Source organism: Vibrio sp. 10N.247.310.17, from assembly GCF_041466605.1.
GTDB classification, from domain to species: Bacteria; Pseudomonadota; Gammaproteobacteria; order Enterobacterales; family Vibrionaceae; genus Vibrio; species Vibrio tasmaniensis_A.
On record NZ_JBFSTC010000224.1, the window covers coordinates 1 to 1,280 of the forward strand.

Sequence of the window (1,280 nt, forward strand, 5' to 3'; positions counted from 1 at the left end):
AACGGCGGACTGTTAATCCGTATGTCGCAAGTTCAAGTCTTGCAAGGGGAGCCAATTAAAGAAAGCCGCATCATTGATGCGGCTTTTTTGCATCTAAAGATCCTAGCGAGCCTCCATCCCCCTCACCTTTCTAATAGCTCGTTCAGTCGAGAAACTCTCAGTCTTAATTTTCTTGTAAAACAATTAGGCTTTACTCTTTTGATTTAGCTTTAATCACCCAACGACATGTCGAAATCTTTCTAGCGAGCTTGTTACTTGTGTTATCTAAGAGTGAACCAAATAAGCGCTAGAATGGCTCTGTTGATGACTTAACCTGGGTGATATACGGTTTCACTCTTTATCGAAACTATCCACTATAATAGCCCCCATAGACGCGGGCATTGATATAACAATGACACGTTTAAACGAGACTATTGGATCGCTTAATAGAGGCAACTTATCCAAACATGTCAGGACCAAAGCAACTACCAACGCCGTCATAGCATAAGCAATAACAATTCTGAAAATAAACACCGGCATGCGCGCAACAACATTTTTTTGAAAGACACTTTCATAAGTATAAAAGCCTAAGAACACAGCTGATAATAAAAATAGCAGCAACAGATTAGCAGTAGGCAAAGTCTCCCCTAACTTCCAGGCTTCTTCGGAAAAAGAAATCGGTACAGCCAAAGCAAAAGATCCGACAAAGATCTGACTGGCATCTTCAAAGTTAAAACTTAATTTCATAGTTCGCCCCATTAGCTTTTAAGGCTTTATCTATTTGTTAAAATAATCACTAAAATATCACCCGATGATCTTTTTTTGAGTCTATTCTTACCAAGTGAACGATAACGCCCTTCTAGCTTCATATTAGTCGCAATAGCCAAAACATAGCTTGAATTAACCAGCAAGAAATCAATATGTTCAGAGTAAAGTGGTCAACATAACTAATTCATATCGAGTCAACAAACACATCAGAGTAGAAAAGAGACCCTAAGATACCTGAACCTAGAGCCAGAGAGTCTCGACCTAATTGGATGATAAATATCACTGCACGAATACGAGAAATTCTCTATTTCTTAGCATATGTATCCCACCGGCACCAATTTGGGCCCTTAATCTAGCGACTCTCTCCTTCAACCTGAAATATAGTCCACTTCCCCTTTGAGATACTTTTCAAACAGGGTGCTCAATACAATTAAGAGTGGTTTAAGCTTAATGCCTAACAAATAAGGATTAAGGTGTCGCGTAGCCAACACTAAATCCCAAGTGTTGAACAAGCCCGAAGCCACTTTATTAAG

The 1,280-nt window shown here is 39.4% G+C and carries 2 protein-coding genes; one reads left to right on the forward strand and one right to left on the reverse strand.

Annotated features, from left to right (window positions below):
• Positions 1–207, forward strand: a 207-nt coding sequence (locus AB6D80_RS24995) for a hypothetical protein (RefSeq protein ID WP_371704144.1), incomplete at its 5' end; no start/stop codon positions are given.
• Positions 208–330: 123 nt separating this feature from the next.
• Here the strand turns inward: AB6D80_RS24995 and AB6D80_RS25000 are convergent.
• On the reverse strand, positions 331–726 hold the full coding sequence (locus AB6D80_RS25000; protein WP_009847710.1) for a DUF2391 family protein: 396 nt from the start codon (positions 724–726) through the stop codon (positions 331–333).
• Positions 727–1,280 lie beyond the last annotated feature (554 nt).